Genomic DNA, 25704 nt, shown 5'->3' on the forward strand with positions numbered 1-25704 from the left:
AAATTGATTGCCTTTGGTGTTATGTCAGTAAAACTAGAAAGTGAGCAGTCTTATATTAACGACATCGCTAATCTAGCTGAATCCTGCGGGATGCAATGCTTCCGCTTCATCCCCACAAAAATAAATCCACTTACACTCCAAGTAAAAGGAAAAAAGTTCAATTCACAAACAAAATCCTGGATAGAGGATGAATTTCCGCTGCCGGCCATTATCTATGATCGTTGTTTTTATGGTGATGATGAGCATTCTAAACAATGCCTGCCGATTGTATCCTGGTTAAAAACGAGAACAGATCTTACCTTTTTAGGGTATGGGCTGCCTAATAAACTTGAACTTTATGAATCATTAAAAACTACAGTCTTATCGGCCTATTTACCATTGACTCAGTTGGCTTCCAACCCAGACATCGTGTTAAATGAATTAACGGCAAGGAAACGAATTATTTTAAAGCCAACTAATGGCTCTCAAGGAAATGGCATTTATTATTTGAAAAAAAACAAGAAATCAATCCATGTCAAAACAGAAAAACAAAAAAATATTATCTCACGTATTTTCCCGGATGAATCCAAGCTTATCAAATGGTTAGAGCCATTTCTTAACAAGCGTCAATACCTTTTGCAGCCCTATTTAGAACTGGCCAATGATGAACTGAAGCCATTTGACCTCCGTATTCTTTTGCAAAAAGATATGGATGGGAAATGGGGAGAAATGGGCCGAGGAATCCGAATTGGCAGTACGGGAGGAATCCTTTCAAACTTAAGTGCTGGCGGGACTGTTTTACCTTATCCAGATTGGTCAGCAACCTTCCCGCAAGCTAAAAAAGAATACATTAATCAGGAACTAGATTATATTCTTTCCCGTCTCCCATTGATTCTTGAAAATGCCTTTTTAACACTGTTTGAGATTGGCATTGATATTGGAATAGCAAAAGATGGATCCATTTGGATTCTAGATATTAATTCGAAACCAGGTCGAAAGGTCCTTCTTCATACACGCCCAGACATAAAGGAAACTTTGAACCTTGCCCCTCTGCTTTATGGTAAACACCTAAGCCAAATGGGTCATTTAGAAAGGAAGAGCTATTATGAGAAAACATTATCTCATTGAAGTTGCTCAAAATGATCAGTTAGTGGTCTTCTGTCCTCCATCCATACTAAAGGAAAAAAAATTAACACGGATTGTCTTTGGTTCAAGATCGATAGAAGTTGATTTTATCCCACATCCAGATCAAAATGATCGAATCTCCATAAGCCGAAAAATTCAAGATGCACTCCGTTTTCCTAGTTTCAATATTCCACTCCATGTTTTTTTCGATAACCAAAGTCTTATTATTGGACCACTTGTAGGAATATTCACCGCTGGATTTACTTCCTTGCCATTAGAGCCAATCGGGGATCGAACTGAGTTTTTTTCAAAACTCCTTTCTGTTAATAAAATGGTAGGCGCCCAAGCTTTTATATTTGGAGAACAACATATCGATTGGGAACAAGGTACAATAGAGGGCTTCTTTTATCAAAATCAGGGGTGGGAAAAAGTTGAAGTTCCTTTTCCAAATGTCATTTATGATCGGCTTCCAAATCGGAGAAGTGAAAATAGCCCTAGATCCATTAAAGTAAGAGAACGATTGCAAAGGGAGTATCTTATTCCTTGGTATAATCCTGGATTTTTCAATAAACTTGATATTCATGATAGGCTTATTCAGGATGAAACAGTGGCTCATTTTCTTCCAGACACATTGCCTTTTACCTCCTTCTCGTCAATTGAAACGATGCTTTCCAACTATGGCCATGTTTTTATCAAACCTAAAAATGGCAGTCTCGGTTTAGGTGTACACCAAGTTATTTACGACAAATACAGTGACGATTATTTCTGCCGATATCAGGATTCAAGTGGTGTGAACCGTCTGCGGAAATTCTCAAGTTTAGAACGATTAATGGAAACTGTTTTTGCTAATCAATCCCTTGATAGTATGCTGGTACAACAGGGTATTCATTTACTCCGTAGTGAATCCCGCCCCATTGATTTTCGCGTGCACACCAATAAAGATGATCTGGGGAACTGGCATGTATCTGCATTGGCGGCAAAGCTTGCAGGACTTGGCAGCGTGACAACCCACGCAAGAAGCGGAGGGGACATCAAGACAATCGAAGAGCTTTTCTCCAATGAAGTGTGTACCCTGTATAAAGAGAAACTTTCTAATGCTGCACTACTTTTAAGCCAATCATTGGACCGGCATGTAGAAGGCATTATAGGTGAGATTGGTTTTGATCTTGGCATCGACCGATGTGGAGATGTTTGGCTCTTCGAAGCAAATTCCAAACCGGGAAGAACCATCTTTACACATCCTGAATTAAAAGAGTTTGATTTGTTAACCCGAAAATTATCCATCGCGTTCGCCGTCTTTCTAACAGAGCAATCCTTATTAAGCCCAGAGGAGTTATTCAAATGAAAACCCCAGGTCCTCTGATAGGGATAATGACAGCAAGAAAATCAGATGGTTCCATCGCTGGAAATGGCCCGCTTTTTATTGCCTTACAAAAAAAGCTTATTTCACTAGATGGAATAAGCTTTGTTTTTACACCAGAAGATGCAGAGGCAGAATTTATAACCGGCTATATTTTTTTACCTGAACGAGGAAATTGGAAAAAGGAAAAATTTCGGTACCCTGACCTGGTTTATAACCGAATTCCTTTCCGAAATTCAGAACAAAGTGAACCATCACAGCAATTTCTATCCATATTAAAGGAGAAAAATATCCCCTTTTTTAATCCATGTTTTATCGATAAATACGAACTATATGAAATGCTTAACAACCATAGATTTCTGCGAACCTTCTTACCGCAAACATGCCTCATTAAGCAGCAGAAAGACTTGTCTAATTTTTTAGCAAAACATAAAAGCCTATATTTAAAACCAGCCCAATCTTCAAAAGGAAAAGGAATTTTCCGCTTAAAGCGGATTAGTCCTTCGAAACTTCAGTTAGATGGAATTAAGCAGCAGGAACTTTACATCTCACTAGATCATTTTTGGGAAACATGGGGTGTGAAACTGCTTGAAAAAAATTATTTAGCACAAGCAGAAATAAAGTCCGCCACGTACGAGGGGAATCGCTTCGATTTTCGCATCCTTGCCCATGCAGATGATGGTGGATACTTGTTAACTGGGGTGGGGATTCGGCAATCACAAGAACAAGATATTACTACCCATATTCCAACGGGTGGCAGAATCCTTCCTTATGAACTTTTCCAATCAAAAGAGCATGATCATTTTATTCACACAATTATCCCTGAAATCGGGAAGGCATTATCTGAACGATTTGGCTATTTCGGCGAATTTTCCATTGATGCCGGGGTCAGTACTACGGGTCAGTACTATATTTACGAAGTGAATTCCAAACCAATGAGCTTTGACGAAGCAGAAATTGAAGAAAAGAAAATTGAGCAGCTTTGCAGGTTATTCCATCAACTTTCAAAATATAAAAACTGACAGAAAATTCATATTTAAATATTCCCCCAAACAAGTTAAGCTAGAAGTAGGATTATGAAAAGGGGGATTTCACTAATGATCATGCACTTTCAATTCAAACCATTATATGAAAATAAAAATATTCCTGGCTGGAATTTTTCCTTTTATCATAAAAAGCAAAAATTTACGGGTATATATCATCAGACAGGGAAAATAGAGTGGACAAAAAATTTACCTGAACAGGATGAAATTGAGACATTAACCAGCCAAGTCCATGAACTTATGCTTTACCATGTCTATGAATAATCTACGACAGCGTGGTAAAATGCATGAAAAATTACCTTTTCAGCAAACTAAATGTAGTTATGGAAAGGAATGATCTTATGGACAAAGGAAAAGACAAGATAACCGGTCTAGGTTCTTCTTATGAAGGCAGAGATAAGATGTTTATGGATGTTGACAGAATGATTAACGAAGGCATGTCCGGTGGTTCTGTCCATTCCCGCGAGGAGACAACTAATATCGAAGAAGCACGGGACCTTCAAGAGGAACAACCGCCATATGAATCTGATTAATCATATTTCCAATATAAAGAAAGGCTAGCTGTTATTAACGATTGCTAGCCTTTCTTTATTTTTTTAGGTTTCAGCAACTATTGGTATAATGTTAATAGTTGCTAAGAAAATTTAATTAAACGGGGAAATCAACGATGCTAAAAAAATTATTATCTATTTATAAAAACTCCATTTTGTTTCCCGATAAACCTGACAAGCCTTCTGACCAGTATTATATTTTTTTCAACGAAATTGAAAATGAATGGATTGGAATTCCGAAATCTGAGATTACTGAAAAGGAATTAACCCTTCTTCAGACGATATACCAATTAGTTGAAGCGCAATTGCCTGCCAGCCCTTCCACGACAAAGGGATGGGACACATATTTATTGAAGAATGGTCCGCTGCCTCCCTATTATTCCGAGACCAATCTCCGTTTCATTCAGTTCCAAATGAACAGCGAAGAAACGGATCAAATCGAAATGGAGTCTGCCTTAAAAGGTTTTTTTACTGAAGAGGTCATCATTATTTGGGAAAATAAATATCGGGGAATTGTAATTGAAGAAAATACCTCATTTTCTTTAACAGAAGAAGAATTGATCTCCATGTCAGAAACATTAGAAAGTGATTTTTATGTCAAATTTCTCTTTTTTGTGGGAAAGTTCAATCCTTTTAATGATCAACTCCGCTCAAAATTTCTCTTGGAAAAGGAATACTTTTCTTTTGGTCTTTCGAACCTTTTGAGCATAATAAATATCTTTTCCTTTGAGCGTGTCTTTCCAGCCTATTTAGCATTTCATTTACCAGCTGAATTAAAACAAATGGTCCATCAAAATATCATTGGAGTTTTTAATGATGATTCTGAGATGTATTCAACTATAAAAGTGTTTCTAGAAAATAATCTAAATGCCAGCTTGACCTCAAAAAAATTGTATATCCACCGAAATACGCTTCAATATCGAGTCGACAAGTTTATTGATCGAACCGGCATCCAACTAAAGGATTTCTATGGTGCTTTTACTGTTTTTCTAGCTTGCCTTTTATTTGAACAAAGTCAAAAAAAGTAACAATCTGCCCAAAAAAGCGTTTTCAATTTTTGTGCACACTGTCCATATTGAAAATATGCCTCTAATTGTAAAATAGAATTAACAAGTTAAAGGGAGGCAACACAAAATGGCAGAGTTAAAATTAGATCACATTTATAAAATATATGATAATAAAGTTACCGCAGTTCAAGACTTCAATTTACATATTGAAGATAAAGAGTTTATCGTATTCGTTGGCCCATCAGGGTGCGGAAAATCTACAACCTTACGAATGATCGCAGGCCTGGAAGATATTTCAAAAGGTGATTTCTATATTGATGGAAAAAGAGTTAACGATGTAGCCCCAAAAGACCGTGATATTGCGATGGTGTTCCAAAACTATGCTCTTTATCCACACATGACAGTATACGATAACATGGCGTTTGGTTTAAAACTTCGCAAATTTCCAAAAAATGAAATTGATCGTCGTGTTAATGACGCAGCAAAAATTCTCGGCTTGGAAGCATACTTAACTCGTAAACCTAAAGCTCTTTCTGGTGGACAGCGTCAACGTGTGGCCTTAGGCCGTGCAATTGTCCGAGATGCAAAAGTTTTCTTAATGGATGAACCATTATCAAACCTTGATGCTAAGCTCCGCGTTCAAATGCGTGCTGAAATTGCTAAACTTCACCGTCGTTTAGACACCACTACCATCTATGTGACACATGACCAAACGGAAGCTATGACCATGGCTACACGTTTAGTTGTAATGAAAGATGGTATCATTCAGCAAGTTGGTTCCCCTAAGGAAGTTTATGAAAAGCCAGAAAATGTGTTTGTCGGTGGCTTTATCGGGTCCCCTGCCATGAACTTCTTTAACGGAAAATTGGAAGATGGAAAATTTGTGATTGGAAATACTTCGATTGCGGTTCCTGAAGGAAAGATGAAATATCTTCGTGAACAGGGATATGTAGGAAAATCCATTATCCTTGGTACTCGTCCTGAAGACATTCATGATGAACCAGTCTTCATCGATGCCTCAACAGGTTCTAAAATCAAAGCTACTGTTGATGTTGCCGAGTTAACTGGTGCAGAATTAATGATCTATTCAAGCATTAGCGGTCAAGATTTCGTCGCACGCGTTGATTCACGTGGAGATATACATCCTGGTGACAGTTTAGAACTAGCATTCGATATGAATAAAGCTCATTTCTTTGATGAAGAAACAGAAGCAAGAATCAGACCTTAATACTAAAAGCGCAAGCGCCCTGGTCAGCGGCGTATCGCCAGGAGCCCCGTTAATATGCGGGGCTTATTCTTTTATAAAGAATACTTCTTCTTTATTGCAGGTTGGACAACGATAGACATGGGGACACTTATGACCTGAATTCGTATCAGGAAACCCGTCTTCCATTTTCATTAAGTCGATTTCCATATAAGGACTGTAATCATCATAAAAATCCATTAGACGACCACTTTCCATCATAGGCTCCCCGCAATTGGAACATAATAGGTATGCTTCACGTAGTCCATTACATACTGGGCACACAGTCATTCGATTCACCCTTTTGGTTAATTGATAACCTTAGTTTGTGTTAACTTACATGCCATATGTAGTGGAATAAATTACTAATTAAATTCTCGAATAAGTCTGTCCGTTTTAATCATAATAAGTATTACAAAGCAAGCAACCATTACACACGATGGATGAAACCAAACAGGGTAATTGCCGGTGCAAGTCCGACTCATCCAGCCAAACCAAAGTTAAATGAATGGATCTCCAATTTGTAAAATTATTTATCAAAAGTAACATTGATAATATGGGTTAGGCCAAGGCGGCAATGGTTTAATCTCCATTATGGTTCAACTCCATACTGACCCCAAACTTATTAAGAGGAGTGTTATTCAACTATGGCAAGTAACAACAACTCTAATCAACTTTTAGTACCAGGTGTCGAGCAAGCTCTTAGTCAAATGAAGTATGAAATCGCTTCAGAATTTGGTGTAAATCTTGGTGCAGACACTACTTCACGTGCCAACGGTTCTGTTGGTGGAGAAATTACAAAGCGTCTTGTAGCAATGGCTGAATCTCAACTTGGCGGATTCCAACGCTAATATTTGGTAAAACATAGTAAATACAAATAAATATTTTGGCTTAGCCCCTTCCTTATCGGAAGGGGCTTTCATTTGTTAAATCATAAATTCAGGCATAACCCATTTTGAAAATTGATCTTCAGTAACGTAACCTGTTTTTATGGCGGCTTCCCTTAGCGAGCAATTTTCTTTAAATGCCAATTTAGCAATTTCTGCTGCCTTTTCGTAACCGATATGAGGATTTAATACTGTAACTAGCATTAAAGATTGGTTCAAGTGTTTCTTAATTATTTCCTCATTTGCCTGAAGCCCCATCGCACAATTTTTATTAAAAGACCTAATCCCATCTGTAAGAAGTTGGACCGATTGAATAAAATTTTGGATAATCACTGGTTTAAACACATTTAGCTCGAAATTTCCTTGACTTGCAGCAAAAGCAATAGCAGTGTCATTTCCATAAACCTGACACGTGATCATTGTCAATGCTTCACTTTGGGTTGGATTAACCTTACCTGGCATAATCGAACTCCCCGGCTCATTCACTGGTATGATAATTTCTCCAATTCCACTACGCGGACCACTTGCTAGCCAACGGACATCATTAGCTATTTTCATTAGATCAGCTGCCAAGGCTTTTAGTGCACCATGAACATAAACAATCTCATCGTGACTAGTTAATGCATGGAATTTATTCTCTGAAGAATGAAATGGGTACCCTGTTAATGTGGAAATCTGCTCAGCGACTTTGTTACCAAACTGCGATGGGGCATTGATCCCTGTCCCAACCGCGGTCCCTCCTATCGCCAAATCCAACAGACTTTTACTGGCTACTGTTATCATTTTTTCACATTTTTCAAGCATAGCCCGCCAACCACTGATTTCTTGTCCGAGCGTTAGTGGTGTTGCATCCTGCAAATGCGTTCTTCCAATTTTAATAATGTTTGAAAAATCTTTTTCCTTTTCAAGCAAGGTATTCTTGAGTTCTGCTATGGCCGGCAGGAGTTCTTCTACTATTTTTTTATAGGCTGCAATATGCATAGCAGTTGGAAAGGTATCGTTGGAGCTCTGCGACTTATTAACATCGTCATTGGGATGAATTTTTTCTTGTGTTTTTCCTTGAACGTTTAGATATTCATTTGCCCGATTGGCAATCACTTCATTTACATTCATGTTGGTTTGAGTCCCGCTGCCTGTCTGCCAGACGACTAAAGGGAATTGATCATCCATTTCACCATTATGGATAGAATCACATACTTTTTGAATGGCTTGCACTTTACTTTCACTAAGACTTCCTAATTGGTAATTGATGATGGCTGCTGCCTTTTTAATAAAAACCAAACCATAAATTAGTTCCAGGGGCATCTTTTCTGAGCCAATTTTAAAGTTTTCCTTGCTCCGTTGTGTTTGTGCACCCCAATATTTATCAGCAGGTACACGCACCTCACCAAGCGTATCTTTTTCGATCCGGTAATTCTCCACTTGATATCCTCACCTCACCATTTCGTATACTTCCATATATATACCCAATTCCATCCATTTTATTAAAATATTAAAAGTTAAAATCCATAAAAAAAACTGCAGACTCTTGTCTGCAGTTCATGTTTTAATGTTTAATGATTGTATATCCGATATAATAAGAAAGGATTAAAAAACTACCGATCATTAGTACAACTGAATACTCTGACATATACATCCCACCCCTGTATTTTGTAAATGCTTAAACATTTTTAAAATATCACAAGAGCAAGGTATTGCAAGTGATGAATATTACACTTTATTGACTAAGAGGTGAATTTTTTGTGAATATTTGCCTTTTCGGAGCCACGGGCAGAGTTGGCACAATTATTTTAGAAAACGCGTTATCTAAGCAACATACCGTTCAAGTCCTGGTCAGAGATAGCCAGAAACTAAACATACAATCAGCTGGTCTTCTAGTGAACGAAGGTAACGTTCTAAATGAAAAGGACATTGCGAGGACCTTAACGGGTGCTGATGCAGTGATTAGTGCACTAAATACAGCAGGTACCACCACACTATCTGAATCCATGCCCTTTATCATTAAACATATGAAAGAACATGGAATACAACGTATTATTACGATAGGAACAGCAGGGATACTGAAAGCACGTTCTGCACCGCATTTGTATCGTTTTCAATCATCAGAATCTAAACGGAAAAGCACACGAGATGCTGAGGAACATTTACGGGCCTATTTATTATTAAAAGATTCTGGGCTCGATTGGACTGTTGTATGTCCGACCTACTTGCCCATCGGAGAAAGAATAGGACATTACAGGTACGAGAAAGACTTTCTACCTGATCACCCTTCTTCTATCTCTATTTACGATACGGCGGATTTTGCTTTTGAACAACTGTTTAGCAATCAATTTATTGGTTCTCGTGTAGGATTGACGTATTAAATAAGCAGACCCGATAACAAGTTATGTTATGTTAAGGGGTCTGCTTTTTCTATCCTGCTAAATCTGTGCTGCCCTGCTGGAGCTGATACATTTGATAATATTTTCCTTTTTGCATCATTAATTCAGCATGGGTTCCCTTTTCAACAATCATTCCTCGATCCAATACAATAATTTGGTCGGCATTTCGGATGGTTGATAACCGGTGGGCAATGATAAATGTAGTTCTCCCCTTCTTCAAAACTTCCATTGCCTGTTGAATCAACGCCTCGGTCTCTGTATCAATACTAGAGGTAGCTTCATCCAAAATCAAAATTGCTGGATTAAATGCTAGTGCACGTGCAAAGGAAATTAACTGCCTCTGCCCACTCGACAGTGTACTTCCTTTCTCAAGTACTGGCTCATCATAGCCATTTTCCAAGTTCTTAAAAACTTTTTCAGCCCCAACATCCTTCAATGCCTTCTCGACCTTTTCTATAGAAATTCCAGGGTCATTAAGACTTACATTAGAAGCAATCGTACCGGTAAATAAATAAGGATCCTGCAGTACAATGCCCATGTGATTTCGAATGGATTGACGAGGTATCATTTCAATATCTTTACCATCAATTGTAATTTTGCCCTTTTGGCAATCATAAAAGCGGAAAAGTAAATTCATAATCGAACTTTTTCCAGATCCGGTATGACCAACTAGAGCAACTGTTTCACCCTGTTTCGCCTCAAAGTGAATATTCTTCAAGACATACTCTCCCTCTTTATATCCAAATGAAACATCCTCAAACGATACATTTCCTTTAAAACGAGGAATTCGCTCTCTGCTAACATTTTCCCCTGGCTCATCCATAAGTTTAAATACACGTTCCCCCGCAACTAAAGCAAGCTCTAAATTTGCCAATTGATTGACAATCCCCTGTACCGGTTGAAAAAGCCGGTTAATATAATCAACAAAGGCATACAGCATTCCTAGTGAAAGAATGGTCGTATTATTTAGTGCCTGACCACCGAAATACCAAATGAATGCCACAAAAACAAGATTCCTTAAGATTCCAACTAAGTTATGAGAGGTGAGCGCATTTAAGCTTAACAGTTTATTCTGATACGTAAAATGCTCATGGTTTAGTTTTTCAAAATCTGCCTGAGTTTCTTTTTCACGACTGAATGCCTGAATAATACTCATCCCTTGGATGGACTCATTAATCATTGCATTAATTTCGCTATTCCTGGACCGGATTACTCGGTTGTATTTAGAAGCATATCTACGATAAATTAACATCCAAGCATACAATATCGGCAATAATACTAAACAAATCGCTGCAAGCTTTGCATTTAAAATAAATAAAGCCACATATATACCCGTAATATAAATCGAACTGGTAAAAAAGGTAGCAAGAACTGTAACGTATAACTCACGGATTGCCTCCGTATCGTTCGTAATTCTTGCTACTACCTTACCGGCAGGCAGGTTATCAAAGTAATTAATTGGCAGACGTTGGATCTGTCCATACACATCCTCACGCATCTTTTGAATAATGCGGTTGGCTGATTTTTGCAATAAAAAGCGTTCACCATACTGAAAAATTGCCGAAACTACCAAGAGTCCAAAATAAATGGCCAATAGTTGAACGATTGCTGGGATTTCTGGCTGGTAAAAGCTTACTATTTCTGAACCCTTAAGGATTTTCGCCTGGTATTGAGCCGTTCGCTTCCCATTTTTTATCACTAATGTTCCTTCTTTTAAGGTTCGCTTCCCATCAAATTCAAGTTTTTGTTCGATGAAAACAAACTTGGATCCGACTTGTAAAATCCGAATTGAGTTCCCCTTTTGTTCTTTACTACCGAAATACTTTGCCCGCTTGTAAAATTCACCTTTATAATTTACAGCTTTGCTACCACTTGTTGTTTCATACCAAACAGATTCAATCCCTAATATATGCTGATCAATTATATTTTTAGCAATAAATGGTCCAGCAAGATCGGTTACGACAGAAATGGTTAGCATGATCAATGCGGCGATAATAATTTTTTTATAAGCAAAGGCGTATCTTGCTAATCTTTTCCCTGTAGTCATGCTTGCACCCCATCCTCTATCTTCCCGGCAATCTGCTGGCGGATAAATTGTTCTCTATACCATCCATCATGTTTGAGAAGCTGCTCATGTGTCCCTTCTTCAACAATTCTGCCTTCATCTAAAACAATAATATGATCAGCATGCTGGACAGCTGACATTCGATGAGCAGTAATAATTGTAGTCTTTTCATTTCTTACCTCTCTGATATTATCAATAATTTGTTTTTCTGTTTTCGCATCTACTGCGGATAAGGAATCATCAAGTATAAGGATCTCTGGATTTTTGATAAGTGCCCGAGCAATTGAAATCCGTTGTTTTTGTCCCCCTGATAAGGCAACCCCTTTCTCACCAACGAGCGTATTTAATCCCTCAGGAAGTTGATCTAAATCTTTACGAAACGCAGCTAATTCAATCGCCTCTTCTATATCTTCCTCACTCGCATCCTTTCTGCCAAAGATGATATTATCCCTCACACTTCGGGAAAATAGCACATGGTCTTGTGGCACATAACCGAGCCAGTTGCGAACTTGATGTAAGGATTGTTTCTCTATTGGTATCCCTGAAATAGCTATCTCTCCATCACCAAGTGGATATTGTCTTAATAATTGCTTAATAAAAGTAGTCTTTCCTGAGCCAGTTTTCCCAACAATACCTAAGGTCTGACCCTGTAGGAGAGTAACATCCACATTTTCAAGATTATTGTTTGTAGAAGAGGGATAACGAAAGGTTACCTTTTGATAATCAATACGCTCAGCAAGTTCAATTGAAACCGGTTCAAATGGATTGATCACTTCTTCCTTATAGCCAAGTGTTTCGTTTACACGGTCGAGTGAGGCATTCCCTCTTTGCATCACATTGATTAACTCGCCAATCGCGAACATTGGCCAAATCAACATCCCTAAATACACATTAAATGAAACAAGATTACCCAATGTGATTGATTGATGAAAAACTAAATAGGCTCCATAACCGAGTCCAATAAGGTAGCTAATGCCGACAAGTACCTTAATCGTAGGGTCGAACAGAGCGTCAATTTTTGCAACCTTAATATTCTTATTGTAGACATCTTCTGTGAGCTGATGAAAGCGATTACTATCAGCTGCTTCTTGAACAAAGGCACGAACAACCCTTACTCCTGCAACTGACTCAAGGACTCTATCATTTAGTTCACCAAAGGCATCCTGGGCTTCCATGAAGCGAGTATGAATTCTTTTTCCGTAAATTTTCATCAAAATAGCCATAAATGGGAGCGGAATAATCGCCGCTAACGTTAGCTGCCAGCTAATAAAAATCCCCATCGTCAACAGTAATGTCAACATCCAAACACTTGAATCGACAAGTGTGAGTATTCCAAAACCAGCTGTAACGGAAATGGCTTTTAAATCATTAGTGGCGCGTGCCATTAAATCCCCCGTCCGGTTTTTTTCATAAAAAACTGGCGTCATTTTTAATAAGTGGGTGACAAATCGTGACCTAAGTTTCCTTTCAACAAGGAAAGCTCCTCCAAACAAGCGAAACATCCAGACATAGGTGATCGCATAGGATAACACCATAATTGCTATAAGAATGGCAAGGTAGTGGATTATTTTTTCTTTATTAATACTGCCCACATGAATATCATCAATTGCCATTCCTATTAATTTAGGCGGCATGACTTCTAAAATTCCTACTAAAATTAACAGGGTGATTGCGATGACATAACGCTGCCAATTTTCTCTAAAGAACCAACTTAATTTTTTTAAAACCGCAAACATAACTAATGTCCCCCCTTATGTGTTACTATCCACCCTCTAGCGCTCCAGTTGTCTTTCCCCTCCAGGATCCCTCCAAATTTCTCATCGTTTTTTCCTCCCTTAAGTTATTTGAAACTATAAAAAAAGGCATACCGCAGTAGTGCAGTATGCCTCCTTTTAAAAGAAGGGACAAAAAAACACACGTTACGTTTCAAAAGGCGAACATAACCTGTGTTTTTGTCATATATCAATTTATAGATTGAAAAAATCAACTAAAAATTTTAGGACAGGTTACATTCAAATATTCAGCTAGTTTAAACAATTGATTGAATCTCTTCATTTTGTAACCCTCCCTTTCCTAATATTTCTTCCTTTGTTAGATTAACACCAGTTATTTTAAAAGTCAATTCCCATTTTTCAGAATTGTTTCTGAGTGGCATCGACACTTATATTACATTGCATTAATGCCCATTGTTATGTCCATTTCCTTTGTTTTTCCACTTCCTTTGCCACTTTTCCTTTTGTTTATTCCATTTCTCTTCCCACTTTTGAACCTCATTATTAAAGTCTCCTAGAAAATTAAAACGTTTCTTAGTAGCCTCTTCCTGTTTTTGTTGTTCAATCAATGTGGCAATATGTGGGACATTAAAGCTTTGGGCAGGCTCATTGGATAATGCTTTTGACATTACTTCCCTAAACACTACTGCCGCCCCTTTATTACTTACAGGAGTTATATAATGCTCCGCATCTGTTTTATCGTAGCCTAACCAAATAGCCCCGACTAGTTGTGGTGTATAGCCAACAAACCATTGATCCTTTAAGCCGTTTATGCCTTTTATCGGAACCTGGGTTGATCCCGTTTTGCCTGCTGTTTCTCGTCCGGGGATTTGAGCAGCACTGCCTGTACCTTGTTCAACTACACCAAGAAGCATGGTCGTCATATTATCTGTTACGGCTTTAGTTGTAACTCTCACTTTTTTTGCTTTCCAGACCGCAACAACCTTTCCGTCAGCATCAACAATTTTCTTAATTGCATGTGCCTTCATTCTTACCCCGTTATTAGGAAAGACCGAAAAGGCCTCCGCCATGTTCATAGGAGAGACTCCTTTATGCAAACCACCAAGGGCAAGAGATAAATTACGGTCATTTTTGTTCAGTGAAATTCCGAAACGCTTAATTGAATTTAATCCTTTTTCGATTCCAAGCTCATTTAAAAGCCATACCGCAGAAACGTTTTTTGATTCTTTCACTGCTTCATACATAGGAATTTGACCCTCATATTGAAAATCGTAATTACTAGGTTGATAATCCCCAAAGGTCATCGGTTCATCTTTTAACATATCACTTATCTTCCAACCCTCTTCTAGTGCAGGTGTATAAACCGCTAATGGCTTAAAGGAAGATCCTGGCTGCGCCTCCAATTGCGAGGCGCGATTATAACCTCTAAATGTGTGTTTTCCCCTTCCGCCTACAATCGCCTTGATTCCGCCTGTTTTTGGATCGATTAAAACACCACCGCTTTGAACGAGCCGATCTTTCCCTTCTTGAAATAGAGAATCGTCTCTATACTTCTCTTCCATGGCAGATTGCATCTCTGGATTAAGTTCAGTAAAAATTTGATAGCCGCCAGTGAGCAATTCATCCTGTGATAATCCATAGATGTTGATTGCCTCATCTAAAACTTGATCAACATAGTATGGAAACTTCCCTCGGAACGGGTCACCGCCCCGATCATTTAACACCACTTTTTCATGACTGGCTTTTTGGTACTGATTTTCTGAAATATATCCTTGTTTCTTCATTTGTGCTAATACTAAATTTCTCCTTTTAAGCGCCTTTTCCATATGTTCATACGGATTAAGAGCAGAGGGAGCTTTAATTAACCCAGCAAGTAAAGCAGATTCACTAATTGATAAGTCTTTTACATCCTTGGCAAAGTATTTACTGGAAGCCGTTTTAATTCCCCATGCACCATTTCCGAAATAGATTTGGTTCAAATACATTTGCAAAATTTCCAGTTTTGAATACTCACGTTCAATCTGGAGTGCTAAAAATACTTCCTGCATCTTTCGATTTAATGTTTTTTGTGAGGTAAGTAGAGTATTCTTTGTCAATTGCTGAGTAATGGTGCTTCCTCCCTCAACCATTCCCCCGGCTTTTAAGTCACGGATTAGTGCCCTTGATGTTCCAATCAGATCGACGCCGCTATGTTGATAAAATCGATGATCCTCAATCGAAACGATGGCGTTTTTCATGGAATCAGGAACTTCCTTAATGGAAACACCTTCATTTTTGTTGGCAGACACTTTACTAGCCACTTCATCGTTCATATCATAAAAAACGGTTGCTTGAGGCAGTTCACTTTTAAGTCCTGATATATCCGCATCCTTGGAAAAATAATAAAGAAGTCCGAAGAAACTTAGGATGATAATTAATATAGAAAGCACTAAAACCTGAATTAAATGCCACTTTTTCCAATTTCTAAAGATGGACACTAGTTTATCTATAGAGAGCAAATGAAAAACATCCTTTGTTTGTAATCTAAAACAGCATAACTTTCGATTTCGTTTTTTGGACGGTCAATCATAGAAGTTTATGCACCATTAGTATTCCATAAAAATGAAAAAAGATGGGCGGAACCCCCATCTTTTCCACATAATTATTCATTTTTAGCCAATTCTTTAAACCGTTGTTTAGCTAGCTTTTCATCAATACTGCTAAAGATTCGATAATTTTCTTCATCCAATATCCGATAATGCTTACTAAGAATATTTTGTTGCAGAATATATCCGTTTTTCTTGGAGACCACTCTCCACCAAATCCTCCCGCCAAATGTCTTTGACTTTCGAATATCTATGCCTTCTCGTGCTACCGTTTCTAACACCTCGAGAGGTTCATTTCCAAATAAAAATTGGACAGTTTCCGTTTCACGAAAAAGTGCACAAATTGATACCACGGTAGACCAGTTGGCAAGAACCCTGCCTTTCTCAATTTGAACTAGTGTTTTCTTCGAAACTCCTATAATATCTGCCATTTTATCTTGCGTATAGCTGACTTCTGTCCGTATTAGGCGAAGCTTATCAGAAACCTGCATTATAATTTCATCCCTGGTCACATTAAGCCCTTCCTTCACTTACAACTAGTGTAATTTTACACTAGTTTGCCAAATCATTCAAATCCTAGCAACAAAAAAACTGCTACCTTAATAGATAGCAGAATAAAAAAAGTTAAGGTAATTTGGTAGGTGTGCTGCAATTGCTCGAACATGAATTTTTCAAATCACATGCCCCGCATTTTCCCTTTTTCGATTTATTAATAAACCTCACTAAAGCCCATGTCGCGTAACCAAAAATAGCAGCCCCTATTAAAATATTGGCAATCATTTCGCTTCACCTCAATTTAGAATTAAACAAGTCCAAACAATTTGCCGCCTTGATAAATAATCAATGAAAGAATATAAGCAATTGCAAACGCATAAATCATCGAAAAAGCTGTCCACTTCTTTGAATTCGTTTCTTTATAGATTGTTGCTACGGTTGCCAAGCATGGAATGTATAATAAAATGAACACCATGAAACTATAGGCAGCAAGCGGAGTATAATAGTCAGCCAATAACCCCTGTAAACTTGCATCATTTGGGACAAAGTAGATAATGTTCATCGTAGAAATAATGGCTTCTTTTGCTAAGAATCCGGTAATTAACGATGCAGATGCTTGCCATGTTCCAAATCCAATTGGATCAAATATTGGGGCAATTACATTTCCAATCGATGCTAAATAACTATGATCCATGTCAACCTTTAAACCGTTGGGACCGGCATAAGATAAAAGCCAGATAAAGACAGAACCTGCAAAAATAAATGTTCCTGCTTTTCTAACAAACCCTTTCCCTTTATCCCAAGTACTCCTCCAGAGAGATTGAAATTGTGGGAGCCTATAAGGTGGCAGTTCGATAACAAATAATGAAGTTTCCGATTTTAGTAGAGTCGACGAAAAGACTTTGGCTAACACTAGTGCAACTACTATACCAAGTACATATAGGCTGAGGACTACAAATGCCTTATTCCCTGCAAAAAAAGCACCAACAAATAACGCATAAACTGGCAAACGAGCGGAACAGGACATTAACGGAGTAAGTAAAATCGTTACCAGCCGCTCCCTGGGAGTCTCTATTGTCCGAGCCGCCATGATTCCTGGTACATTGCAGCCAAATCCAATCATCATGGGGATAAACGCCTTCCCATTTAATCCAACTGATTCCATAATTCGGTCCATTACTAATGCAACACGGGCCATATATCCAGAATCCTCTAATAAAGAAATAAAGAAAAATAGAATAAAAATTTGCGGGACAAATACGAGTACGCCGCCTACCCCAGCGACTAATCCCTCAATTATTAACGCATGTATAAAATCCGAAGCATGGATGGCACTTAAAAACCATTCAAATCCAACAGTAATCGGTCCGGTTAAGAAACCGTCTAAAATATCCGATAGTGGTGTTCCGAGCCAATCAAAAGTGAGCATAAACATGAAATACATTAGAAGCAAGAAGATTGGCATGCCTAGAAATCGATTGGTCACTATACTGTCAATTTTTTCAGAGAGGGGAATATCCGAGTTACTTTTCAAAGCAACCTCATCGACGATTTTCTCAATTACTACTTTTCTTTGTTGATAAATAAAGTTTGGTAATGATTTAACGCCAAATTGCTTCTCTAATTTCAATTTTAAGTTTTCCGTTAAAGTATTAAGCTTTTGTTGATTTACTTTTGTGTTTAGATAGTTCCGAACATATTCATTTCCTTCAAAGTATTGAATTGCAAGAAAGCGCGCAGAAAGGTCAGTTTTTCCATTTATCTCACCAGCTAATGTTAGTATTGCTTCCTCAACCTCTTTGCCATAGTAAACTAGATTCTTTTTAGCAGGCTGAATTGATTTTGTTGAGATAACATCTACTAACTTATCACAGCCCTTTCCGTTTCTTGCTACAACCGGAACAACTGGTACGCCAAGAACCTCCGATAACTTAACGGCATCTATTTGAATCCCGCGCTTATTAGCTACATCAATCATATTGAGCCCAATAAGTGCAGGCTTCTCAAACTCTAGTAATTGCAAAGTCAAATGTAAATTACGTTCCAATTGAGAAGCATCTAATATATTCAAGAGACGATCGACGGATTCATTTAAAAAGAAGGATGTTACAACCCCTTCATCCTTTGACAGTGGATTCAATGTATACACACCAGGTAAATCAATTAAATGGCCAATATTGTTTTTGAAAACGCCGACTTTCTTTTCAACCGTTACGCCGCTCCAGTTCCCAACATACTCATATGAACCTGTTAGATTATTAAACAATGATGTTTTCCCTGTATTGGGATTTCCAATAAGAGCGATTTCCATTATATTCTCTCCACTTCAATCTGAACTGCTTCCCTGCGGCGGATTCCGACACACTGCCCACAGGATTCAATCATTACAGGCCCGCCAAACGGCATAACACACTTCACACATACCTCTGAGCCTTCTGTGATTCCTAAGTCAAGTAACCTTCTTTGTACTAGGTGGCCAACTTGGGAAATGTTGACAATTTTACCCTTACCTCCTGCTTTTAACAATTCGAACATGTATATCACCCTATCTATGTTAATTGAGAATGATTATCTTTATATATTGTCATTCTAACACTTTTTTAGAGGTAATAAGTATTATAAATTTGACAAAAGTTCGAAAAGTTTTTAATTAAAAAAGGAAAAGCGATTTTACACTTTTCCGTTTCACTTGCTTTATTAATTTTTTTGTAAAAATAATCTATTCGGTACAGCACTAATAACAAGAATAATAATAATTGCACTGATGATGAAGCTAGGAAGCATATATGTCCCATTATATAGCAGTGAGTAGATAGCCACTGGCTGTCCCTTTGGGGCATACTCTCCAAAGAACACGATTCCAGATACCACATGACAAAGATACCTTAAGACACTCCCTAGGAAGGCTCCCATTATCACATAGGTCATCCACTTTCCTTTTTCACCTTTTGATAAAGAATTCTTCACTAGGTAGGCAAACACACCGGCTAAACCTACCACTGAAAAGGCAACAAAATAATCAATAAATCCTTGAACAAGTGTATATATTTGTGAGAATCCAAGGATAAATTGCAATAGCCCTAGTAAAAATCCTGTTAACACGCCCCCTTTTATTCCCCAGCGATAAGCCATTAAAAAGATAGGAACCATAGCGATAGATACGGACCCTCCCTGTGGCCATATTTTTAAAGATAATATTCCTGCTGCGAAATCCAATAAATAAGCTAGAGCAGTAAAAACGGCTACCTCAGCGATAAATAATGTGCTGCTTCTTTTTTGATTCACCAACGTTCCCCCCTTATAATCTATATGGTCCCGTTTGATTTCTTCCGATTAGAAGATGTGCCACAAATGGAAACGCAAAAAAAGCAATGCACGACGATAAGGATTGTCTGCATTGCTTTAATATCCGGCAAACCACATCCCTACGCTAGTGTTAACTAACAGGTTCATAGGGTCAGAACATAACGTTCACTCTCAGCCGCAAAAAAGCAGCTCCCCCTGTGGAAGTATTCAATTGATTCCATAAAGAAAATATACTCTTCTTTGACGACATATACAAGGAAAAACAAAAATTAAGAAGGATTTTCTTTTTTTTAAGCGAATAAACAATGTAAGCATTTCTTTGTCATTATCATAGGGGGAAAACGGCATGTTCACGGAAAACCAAACAGATTTAATAGATTTTTTTAATAGAAATAAACAAACATTAATTCAAGAATGGGAAAATGCCATTGTTACCACTAAAGCAGATCCTTTTAAGTTAAAAATTCATGAAAACGGAGAGTCATTACTTGAAGTTTTACTAAATATGCATAAAATGAAAAATCAAGAGGTCATTGACATAATTGAGAAACTCGCCATCGAAGTTTCTGAAGAACGAGTTTTGGCTGATATTAACCTTGGAGATTTTGTTTATAATGTTAATCTGGGCAGAACCGTTTTATACAGCCAGTTAAGTAAAACTGGGATCCCCTGGTCAGATATGCAAGAAGCATTAAACAGAATCAATTTTTGCTTCGATAAATTTTTATATTTTGCTGTTTCAAATTACTCTGAAGCAAAAAACAAGATTATTGAAGAAAAAACCATGCACATTGATTCTACTCATCAAGACCGATTGACATTACTTGGTCAAATGACATCAAGCTTTATCCATGAGTTCAGAAATCCACTAACCTCTGTACAAGGATTTATTCAATTATTGAAAGCTGATTATCCTGATATGAAATATTTAGATATTATTTCAAGTGAATTGGACCAGCTTAATTTCCGTATCTCACAATTCCTCCTCCTGTCAAAGAAAGAGCTAATTGGTAAAGAAAAAGATAATTTTAATTTAAATAAATTAGTGGAGGAAGTACTAAATTTCCTTTATCCGAGTATTCTTGACGGAAAGGTAAAAATAAGAAAAGTATTAAATGAAGATATTACTCTGAATGGCTATGCAGATGAAATTAGGCAAGTATTTATTAATATCATCTTTAATGCCATTGATGTATTGACCCATGATAGGAATCCAAATCCAACAATCGAGATTAATAGCAGTCTGGAAAGTCAATCCATAGTAGTTAATATTTCCAACAATGGACCTGAGATTCCTGCTGAATTAAGAAAATCAATTTTTGAGCCATTTTTTACTACTAAAAAACTTGGTACGGGTCTTGGCTTATTTGTGTGTAAAGAGATAATTGAAAAGCATAAAGGAAATTTAGACTGTGTTTCTGCTCCTGATAAAACTACATTTTCGATTCTCCTACCTATCGCAGACGTAATCCCTACAAATTCATAGCTTGAGGAGTAAATCCCGCTTTAATTAAAGCAGGGATTTTTTTATTTATTTACAGATACTCCTCCCCCCAAAGTACACGTTTGCATATGATGAACTAAAAATTTTCATCAGGAGATTAGACCTATGTTTACATTAAAAGTTGATAATGAAATTGAGCTTCAGTTATTTCAGCAGCATCATGCCCGAAGTCTATATCAGTTGGTTGAATCAAACCGGGAACATCTGCGTGAATGGATGCCTTGGGTAGATAGCATGACCTCCCCATATCAGTTTGAATCCATCATACCAATTTGGCTATCCCAATTTGCAGAAAATAGCGGATTAAACGTGGGAATCCTTTACAAGGATGAACTTGTCGGTTCCATAGGGCTGCATCAGATTGATTGGCACAACCGTATGACAAGTATCGGTTATTATCTTTCAAAGGGGGCTGAAGGTCATGGGATTATAACTCGTTCAGTAAAATCCCTGCTCAACTATGCCTTTTTCCATTTGGGTTTAAACCGTGTGGAAATTCGCTGTGGGATCAAAAATAAAAAAAGCCGCGCAATTCCTGAGAGACTCGGCTTTATTAAGGAAGGGATTATTAGAGATGGCGAACAATTATATGGACGCTTTCATGACCTTTTTATTTATAGTATGCTTGCCCGTGATTGGAATAAAAGGATCCCTTATTTTGATACAAACCTAACATCCTAGTTCTCTTCTGCTGCCATATGGGCAGCATTTTTTTATGCCGATTTGCTAATAGATTTTTTTTTTGAAATAATGAATTTAGTACAACATAAGCGAGGTGGAATACCTTACCATTTGTAAGGTGATAGATGATTTGGATGAATGTAGTCATTATTATTATCCTAATAGCTTTTACTTCCCTATTTGTCGCTTCAGAATTCGCGATGGTAAAGGTTCGTACCACAAGAATTGACCAATTACTATCTGAAGGAAATCCAAAAGCGGAAGCAGCCAAAAAGGTTATTTCTAATTTGGATGGCTATTTATCTGCTACACAGGTAGGGATAACAATTATCTCGTTAATTTTGGGGTGGCTTGGCGAGCCAACGATTCGAGAGCTACTGGATCCCATTTTTGATTGGATTCATATCCCTCTATCTCTAAAGCACATTATCTCGTTTATTATAGCTTTTATTATAATAACTTATTTCCATGTCGTGATCGGAGAATTATCACCGAAAACGATTGCCATTCAGAAGGCAGAAGAAATTCTCTTGTTTATTTCCCGCCCACTCATCTTTTTTTATAAATTGATGTATCCATTTATTTGGATCCTTAATCGGTCGGCAAGGTTTGTTACTGGGCTATTTGGAATACAACCGGCATCCGAGAACGATATCGTCCTTTCGGAGGAAGAATTAAGGTTAATTCTTTCACAAAGTTATGAAAGCGGAGAGATTAATCAATCTGAGTATCGATATATGAATCGAATATTTGAGTTTGATAATCGGATTGCAAAAGAAATTATGGTACCAAGAACTGAACTTGTCACTCTTTCCAGAGATGCCTCTATGGATGAGATTATTGAAATCGTTAAGGAAGAAAAATATACAAGATATCCCCTCATTGATGGAGACAAGGATAATATTTTAGGGGTTGTTAATATTAAGGAAGTTTTAACCGATTGTATTCAGCAAAAATGTACTGGGGAACGACCGCTGCTACCCTATTTAAAGCCAGTCATTCATGTAATTGAAACAATACCGATTCAGGAACTTCTGGTCAAATTACAAAAGAACCGTTCACATATGGCCGTCTTATCTGATGAATATGGCGGGACTGCAGGAATTGTTACAGTTGAAGACATTCTCGAAGAAATTGTTGGGGAAATAAGGGATGAATTTGACCTGGATGAACTCCCTCTTATACAAAAAAAAGCGGATGGCCATTTTATTTTAGATGGGAAGGTTCTAATTAGTGAAGTAAATGACCTGCTAGGAACCACACTCGCTGAAGAGGATGTCGACACGATTGGCGGCTGGTTTTTAACACAAAAGTTCGATGTACATAAAGGGGATACAATTGAAAACAACGGTTTTGTATTTCAAATAAAGGAGATTGAAGGCCATCATATCCTTTACATTGAAGTGAGTAAAGTTAAAACAAAGGAAAAAGAAGAAGAAGCGGCTCCTGAATAGGAGTTGCTTTTTTCGCTAAATATTTGTAATATTTAGTCTTGTTTAATCATATTCACTATCTTTTCCCATAAAATATAGTTATCAACCAATATACTAACTAGAACGTTTGACTGTATAGTTCAAATTCTTTATAATTATTGTTAATTTATATATTTGCCCGAGGTGGTATATGACCATTAGACGAGATTAACAGAAAACTAGAAAATAAGAGCTGATTTTTTTATTAAACTAGGAGGTGACTCCTTACCTGTCTAAAAACGGGATAAGGGAACTTATTTGGACATATTTAACTTGGTTATTATAGCCATTTTAATTGCGTTAACTGCTTTTTTTGTTGCTTCAGAATTTGCTATTATCCGAGTTAGGAGCTCCAGAATTGATCAGTTAATTGAAGATGGAAATTCGAGTGCTGTAACAGCTAAACGAGTGATTTCTAATCTGGATGAATACCTTTCTGCCTGTCAGTTGGGAATAACCATTACTGCCCTCGGTTTAGGGTGGCTTGGAGAATCGACATTTGAAAAGCTGCTTCATCCAATATTTGAAGGTTTGCACATTCCTCAAAGCTTTAACCAAGTATTATCTGTAGGCTTTGCGTTTGCAGCTATTACCTTTTTACACGTTGTCGTAGGTGAACTTGCACCAAAAACATTGGCCATTCAAAAGGCGGAATGGATTACTTTGGTAATGTCACGCCCGCTTATTCTTTTTTATAAGGTCATGTATCCTGTTATTTGGCTGCTAAACGGTTCAGCACGAATTACGACAAAATTCTTTGGGCTGAAACCTGTTTCAGAAAATGAAATCGCCCATACAGAGGAAGAACTTCGAATTATCCTATCTGAAAGCTACAAAAGTGGTGAAATTAACCAATCAGAGTTTAAGTATGTAAATAAAATCTTTGAATTCGATAACCGTATTGCCAAAGAAGTTATGGTGCCAAGGACAGAAATTGTTTCCTTATCTAAGGACGATACATTAGAAACCTTTCTTCAGGTATTACGCGAGGAGAAGTTTACACGGTACCCCATCATTGATGGTGATAAGGATCATATAATCGGACTTATCAATATAAAAGAAGTTATGACAGATTTAATCGGTAATGAAAAACTGGCCGAACGAACCCTGGAAAACTATACTCGACCAATTATTAGAGTAATAGAAACGATTCCAATCCATGACCTATTAGTAAAAATGCAAAAAGACCGTGTCCATATGGCGATTCTAATGGATGAATATGGTGGTACTTCGGGATTAGTTACTGTTGAAGATATTCTTGAAGAAATTGTTGGAGAAATTCGGGATGAATTCGATATGGATGAAGTTCCAGAGATTCGTAAAATTAAGGAAAACCACTATATCATCGACTCTAAGGTTTTAGTTAGCGAGGTCAATGATCTTTTAGGTGTGGAAATTGATGATGAGGATGTAGATACGATTGGCGGATGGATCTTAACCGAAAATTATGAAGCCAAGGAAGGAGATATCCTCCTTCATGACACATATTCCTTTAAAATACTCGATATGGAAGAGCATCATATTAAATATATTGAAGTTACAAAAAACGCCAATAACGAAGATCCAATTAATCAACAAGTTGCAGTATCCAATTCAGAGGTGCTATCTTAAAACGTTACTAAACCAGACGGGTACTCCAGTCTGGTTTTTTTATATCATTATAGTACTTTTAACCAGTCAATGCTCACCCTGTACGCATATTCTATTCCCAAAGGAGGGATTGAATATGGATCGTTTAGCAAATTTATTTTTGGCTTGTATCTTAGCAGGCTTTGCCCTAGTACACATGCCTGGAATTTCTTTCCTAGCTGGCCTGTCATCATTTTTCCATATCGTTGGAGCACTTGCAATTTTAGTATTCTCTTTAGTTTTGCTTTACCTAGGAGTTAAAGCATTGTTTAAAGAATTGTAAGCGTTTTCTAAAATTGGAACAAAAGAGATCAGATTTCAATAAATCTGATCTTTTTGATTTTAGGAAGCATTATTTAGATTTGAATATAATCATTTCTTCTTCAATTTTTGCAATTTTAATTAAATGTGAATCAAGGCGTCGGTTAATATGCTGAATTTCGTTATTGTGTGTTTCTTCAATCCGTTGAAGTGATTCCTTAATATCAGAAAGATCGATTTGGTTTACTTCGACACGATGCTCAATGCTATCCATCTTTTCAAGCCGGGTTAGTCTTTTTTCAATATTTTCTAAAGTTTGGTTTAATGTATGAAATAAGCTTTTAATGTCATTAACATTATCTGTTAGCTGATCGAATTCTTGCGCCATTGTAAAACC

General features: G+C 37.4%; 25 protein-coding genes and 1 riboswitch. Of the genes, 14 read left to right on the top strand and 11 right to left on the bottom strand.

Features of this window, described 5'->3' with window-relative positions:
- Positions 1-3 precede the first annotated feature (3 nt).
- From V7121_RS16110 to V7121_RS16140, 7 genes are all read left to right on the top strand, one after another.
- The gene (locus tag V7121_RS16110) at positions 4-1107 is read left to right on the top strand and encodes a YheC/YheD family endospore coat-associated protein (RefSeq protein ID WP_335493536.1); all 1104 of its coding nucleotides are present in this window, start codon (positions 4-6) and stop codon (positions 1105-1107) included.
- Positions 1085-2449 carry a YheC/YheD family endospore coat-associated protein gene (locus V7121_RS16115; RefSeq protein ID WP_335493538.1) on the top strand — a complete coding sequence of 455 codons (1365 nt, stop codon included), beginning with the start codon at positions 1085-1087 and terminating at the stop codon, positions 2447-2449. The genes V7121_RS16110 and V7121_RS16115 overlap by 23 nt, the downstream gene beginning before the upstream one ends.
- Positions 2446-3486, top strand: coding sequence for a YheC/YheD family endospore coat-associated protein (locus V7121_RS16120; protein ID WP_335493540.1), 1041 nt, complete (start codon positions 2446-2448; stop codon positions 3484-3486). Before V7121_RS16115 ends, V7121_RS16120 begins: the two co-directional genes overlap by 4 nt.
- A 75-nt stretch (positions 3487-3561) precedes the next feature.
- The gene (locus tag V7121_RS16125) at positions 3562-3771 is read left to right on the top strand and encodes a YheE family protein (protein ID WP_335493542.1); all 210 of its coding nucleotides are present in this window, start codon (positions 3562-3564) and stop codon (positions 3769-3771) included.
- 77 nt (positions 3772-3848) lie between these two features.
- Positions 3849-4040 (top strand): hypothetical protein, encoded by a 192-nt coding sequence (locus V7121_RS16130; RefSeq protein WP_335493543.1) that lies wholly within the window; start codon positions 3849-3851, stop codon positions 4038-4040.
- Positions 4041-4174: 134 nt separating this feature from the next.
- Positions 4175-5086 (top strand): PucR family transcriptional regulator, encoded by a 912-nt coding sequence (locus tag V7121_RS16135; RefSeq protein ID WP_335493545.1) that lies wholly within the window; start codon positions 4175-4177, stop codon positions 5084-5086.
- A 106-nt stretch (positions 5087-5192) separates the two neighbouring features.
- The gene (locus V7121_RS16140) at positions 5193-6293 is read left to right on the top strand and encodes an ABC transporter ATP-binding protein (protein ID WP_335493547.1); all 1101 of its coding nucleotides are present in this window, start codon (positions 5193-5195) and stop codon (positions 6291-6293) included.
- Positions 6294-6356: 63 nt separating this feature from the next.
- On the opposite strand, the gene V7121_RS24945 is transcribed toward V7121_RS16140, so the two are convergent.
- Positions 6357-6509 carry a hypothetical protein gene (locus V7121_RS24945; protein ID WP_420490725.1) on the bottom strand — a complete coding sequence of 51 codons (153 nt, stop codon included), beginning with the start codon at positions 6507-6509 and terminating at the stop codon, positions 6357-6359.
- A gap of 446 nt (positions 6510-6955) precedes the next feature.
- Here V7121_RS24945 and V7121_RS16150 point away from each other — a divergent pair, with 446 nt between their 5' ends.
- Positions 6956-7159 carry an alpha/beta-type small acid-soluble spore protein gene (locus V7121_RS16150; protein WP_026566044.1) on the top strand — a complete coding sequence of 68 codons (204 nt, stop codon included), beginning with the start codon at positions 6956-6958 and terminating at the stop codon, positions 7157-7159.
- A 75-nt stretch (positions 7160-7234) separates the two neighbouring features.
- On the opposite strand, the gene fumC is transcribed toward V7121_RS16150, so the two are convergent.
- A complete protein-coding gene (gene fumC, locus V7121_RS16155) occupies positions 7235-8617 on the bottom strand; it encodes a class II fumarate hydratase (RefSeq protein ID WP_335493551.1) in 1383 nt (460 codons plus the stop codon).
- 320 nt (positions 8618-8937) lie between these two features.
- Between fumC and V7121_RS16160 the strand changes: the two genes are divergently transcribed.
- Positions 8938-9558: an NAD(P)-dependent oxidoreductase gene (locus tag V7121_RS16160; RefSeq protein WP_335493552.1), complete on the top strand. Its 621-nt coding sequence runs from the start codon at positions 8938-8940 to the stop codon at positions 9556-9558.
- 49 nt (positions 9559-9607) lie between these two features.
- On the opposite strand, the gene V7121_RS16165 is transcribed toward V7121_RS16160, so the two are convergent.
- The 8 genes from V7121_RS16165 to thiT all read right to left on the bottom strand — a co-directional run bounded on the left by V7121_RS16165 (position 9608) and on the right by thiT (position 19739).
- Positions 9608-11623: an ABC transporter ATP-binding protein gene (locus V7121_RS16165; RefSeq protein ID WP_335493553.1), complete on the bottom strand. Its 2016-nt coding sequence runs from the start codon at positions 11621-11623 to the stop codon at positions 9608-9610.
- Entirely contained in the window at positions 11620-13377 is a 1758-nt protein-coding gene (locus V7121_RS16170; RefSeq protein ID WP_335493554.1) for an ABC transporter ATP-binding protein, read from the bottom strand. The genes V7121_RS16165 and V7121_RS16170 overlap by 4 nt, the downstream gene beginning before the upstream one ends.
- Before the next feature lie 440 nt (positions 13378-13817).
- Positions 13818-15863: a transglycosylase domain-containing protein gene (locus V7121_RS16175; RefSeq protein WP_420490517.1), complete on the bottom strand. Its 2046-nt coding sequence runs from the start codon at positions 15861-15863 to the stop codon at positions 13818-13820.
- Between the two features lie 152 nt (positions 15864-16015).
- Positions 16016-16471, bottom strand: coding sequence for a helix-turn-helix transcriptional regulator (locus tag V7121_RS16180; RefSeq protein ID WP_335493556.1), 456 nt, complete (start codon positions 16469-16471; stop codon positions 16016-16018).
- Positions 16472-16583: 112 nt separating this feature from the next.
- Complete coding sequence (locus V7121_RS16185) at positions 16584-16739, bottom strand: FeoB-associated Cys-rich membrane protein (RefSeq protein ID WP_335493557.1); 156 nt, start codon at positions 16737-16739, stop codon at positions 16584-16586.
- A 22-nt stretch (positions 16740-16761) separates the two neighbouring features.
- Positions 16762-18765, bottom strand: a complete 2004-nt coding sequence (gene feoB / locus V7121_RS16190; RefSeq protein WP_335493558.1) for a ferrous iron transport protein B — start codon at positions 18763-18765, stop codon at positions 16762-16764.
- On the bottom strand, positions 18765-18989 hold the full coding sequence (locus V7121_RS16195; RefSeq protein ID WP_335493559.1) for a FeoA family protein: 225 nt from the start codon (positions 18987-18989) through the stop codon (positions 18765-18767). The genes feoB and V7121_RS16195 overlap by 1 nt, the downstream gene beginning before the upstream one ends.
- 162 nt (positions 18990-19151) lie before the next feature.
- The gene (gene thiT, locus V7121_RS16200; RefSeq protein ID WP_335493560.1) at positions 19152-19739 is read right to left on the bottom strand and encodes an energy-coupled thiamine transporter ThiT; all 588 of its coding nucleotides are present in this window, start codon (positions 19737-19739) and stop codon (positions 19152-19154) included.
- Positions 19740-19859: 120 nt separating this feature from the next.
- A riboswitch (TPP riboswitch) is annotated at positions 19860-19966 on the bottom strand.
- Between the two features lie 140 nt (positions 19967-20106).
- On the opposite strand from thiT, the gene V7121_RS16205 reads away from it, so the two are divergent.
- From V7121_RS16205 to V7121_RS16225, 5 genes are all read left to right on the top strand, one after another.
- Positions 20107-21246, top strand: a complete 1140-nt coding sequence (locus V7121_RS16205; protein ID WP_335493561.1) for a histidine kinase N-terminal domain-containing protein — start codon at positions 20107-20109, stop codon at positions 21244-21246.
- A gap of 123 nt (positions 21247-21369) precedes the next feature.
- Entirely contained in the window at positions 21370-21945 is a 576-nt protein-coding gene (locus V7121_RS16210) for a GNAT family N-acetyltransferase (RefSeq protein WP_335493563.1), read from the top strand.
- Positions 21946-22070: 125 nt separating this feature from the next.
- Positions 22071-23399 (top strand): hemolysin family protein, encoded by a 1329-nt coding sequence (locus V7121_RS16215; RefSeq protein ID WP_335493565.1) that lies wholly within the window; start codon positions 22071-22073, stop codon positions 23397-23399.
- Between the two features lie 276 nt (positions 23400-23675).
- The gene (locus V7121_RS16220; protein WP_335493567.1) at positions 23676-25028 is read left to right on the top strand and encodes a hemolysin family protein; all 1353 of its coding nucleotides are present in this window, start codon (positions 23676-23678) and stop codon (positions 25026-25028) included.
- A gap of 115 nt (positions 25029-25143) precedes the next feature.
- Entirely contained in the window at positions 25144-25329 is a 186-nt protein-coding gene (locus V7121_RS16225; RefSeq protein ID WP_335493569.1) for a hypothetical protein, read from the top strand.
- Positions 25330-25398: 69 nt separating this feature from the next.
- Here V7121_RS16225 and V7121_RS16230 read toward each other — a convergent pair whose 3' ends face one another.
- Positions 25399-25695, bottom strand: a complete 297-nt coding sequence (locus V7121_RS16230) for a hypothetical protein (RefSeq protein ID WP_335493571.1) — start codon at positions 25693-25695, stop codon at positions 25399-25401.
- Positions 25696-25704 lie beyond the last annotated feature (9 nt).

It is taken from the genome of Neobacillus drentensis (assembly GCF_036962125.1).
GTDB classification, from domain to species: domain Bacteria; phylum Bacillota; class Bacilli; order Bacillales; family Cytobacillaceae; genus Neobacillus; species Neobacillus drentensis_B.

Coding starts and splice junctions, on each gene's coding strand:
- V7121_RS16230 (WP_335493571.1), bottom strand. CDS start 25,695: ATGGCGCAAGAATTCGATCAGCTAACAGATAATGTTAATGACATTAAA.
- V7121_RS16150 (WP_026566044.1), top strand. CDS start 6,956: ATGGCAAGTAACAACAACTCTAATCAACTTTTAGTACCAGGTGTCGAG.
- V7121_RS16130 (WP_335493543.1), top strand. CDS start 3,849: ATGGACAAAGGAAAAGACAAGATAACCGGTCTAGGTTCTTCTTATGAA.
- V7121_RS16140 (WP_335493547.1), top strand. CDS start 5,193: ATGGCAGAGTTAAAATTAGATCACATTTATAAAATATATGATAATAAA.
- V7121_RS16170 (WP_335493554.1), bottom strand. CDS start 13,377: ATGTTTGCGGTTTTAAAAAAATTAAGTTGGTTCTTTAGAGAAAATTGG.
- V7121_RS16125 (WP_335493542.1), top strand. CDS start 3,562: ATGATCATGCACTTTCAATTCAAACCATTATATGAAAATAAAAATATT.
- V7121_RS16210 (WP_335493563.1), top strand. CDS start 21,370: ATGTTTACATTAAAAGTTGATAATGAAATTGAGCTTCAGTTATTTCAG.
- V7121_RS16115 (WP_335493538.1), top strand. CDS start 1,085: ATGAGAAAACATTATCTCATTGAAGTTGCTCAAAATGATCAGTTAGTG.
- V7121_RS16185 (WP_335493557.1), bottom strand. CDS start 16,739: ATGATTGCCAATATTTTAATAGGGGCTGCTATTTTTGGTTACGCGACA.
- V7121_RS24945 (WP_420490725.1), bottom strand. CDS start 6,509: ATGGATTTTTATGATGATTACAGTCCTTATATGGAAATCGACTTAATG.
- V7121_RS16165 (WP_335493553.1), bottom strand. CDS start 11,623: ATGACTACAGGGAAAAGATTAGCAAGATACGCCTTTGCTTATAAAAAA.
- V7121_RS16205 (WP_335493561.1), top strand. CDS start 20,107: ATGTTCACGGAAAACCAAACAGATTTAATAGATTTTTTTAATAGAAAT.
- V7121_RS16195 (WP_335493559.1), bottom strand. CDS start 18,989: ATGTTCGAATTGTTAAAAGCAGGAGGTAAGGGTAAAATTGTCAACATT.
- V7121_RS16215 (WP_335493565.1), top strand. CDS start 22,071: ATGATTTGGATGAATGTAGTCATTATTATTATCCTAATAGCTTTTACT.
- V7121_RS16225 (WP_335493569.1), top strand. CDS start 25,144: ATGGATCGTTTAGCAAATTTATTTTTGGCTTGTATCTTAGCAGGCTTT.
- V7121_RS16135 (WP_335493545.1), top strand. CDS start 4,175: ATGCTAAAAAAATTATTATCTATTTATAAAAACTCCATTTTGTTTCCC.
- feoB (WP_335493558.1), bottom strand. CDS start 18,765: ATGGAAATCGCTCTTATTGGAAATCCCAATACAGGGAAAACATCATTG.
- V7121_RS16120 (WP_335493540.1), top strand. CDS start 2,446: ATGAAAACCCCAGGTCCTCTGATAGGGATAATGACAGCAAGAAAATCA.